1 protein-coding gene is annotated in these 558 nt (G+C 49.8%); it reads right to left on the reverse strand.

Translation table 11 applies throughout. The annotated features are described in order from the left end of the window. Nucleotides 1–41: 41 nt before the first annotated feature. Nucleotides 42–416 carry a hypothetical protein gene (locus tag ACYVTD_RS15820; protein WP_461248647.1) on the reverse strand — a complete coding sequence of 125 codons (375 nt, stop codon included), beginning with the start codon at nt 414–416 and terminating at the stop codon, nt 42–44. Nucleotides 417–558 lie beyond the last annotated feature (142 nt).

Raw genomic sequence — 558 nt, forward strand, 5'->3', positions numbered from 1 at the left:
GACCATATATCGCTAACCAGCATTTCCCGCACTTGTACACCTCAGCTAATCGCTTCTATAAGGCCGTTAAGAAGTAGACGGCTTCTTTTGTTTTCGGAAAATTTGTCAACTTCAATAGAAGAAAACGTATCATGTACTTCATGTAGCATGGAATGGGCCTTTTCTTCGGATTCGCTTAAAACGCCCGCGTTATGCAAAGAAGTAATCAATTCTTCCACTTCCGGCGCCGCGGTGCCGTTTATTTTTGCCGCGTGGAAACAGTAGAAAACCATCTCGCGTTTCTCGGGATACCTAGTAAGGTACAGCAACGCAGGAAGGCTCTTTTTCCCCTCGACCACGTCGTCGCCGCGCAGTTTTCCGGGCACCCCCGTCGTCAGGTTTTTTACGTCGTCCAGTATTTGAAAGGCGATGGACATAAGCTGGCATAAAAAAATATCCTTTGTTCCATCTCTGGACGAATACTTTGTCATGTGCGGGCTTAAAACCGGCAGTCTTGCGCGGCTTGCAGCCGAAGCCGGTGCGTACTCGGCGGGCGCGTCCGCCCTAACGGCCGAAAAG

It is taken from the genome of Treponema sp. R6D11, assembly GCF_054786075.1.

Excerpts from the sequence above, each read along its gene's own strand:
- ACYVTD_RS15820 (WP_461248647.1), bottom strand. The coding sequence starts at position 416 with ATGTCCATCGCCTTTCAAATACTGGACGACGTAAAAAACCTGACGACG.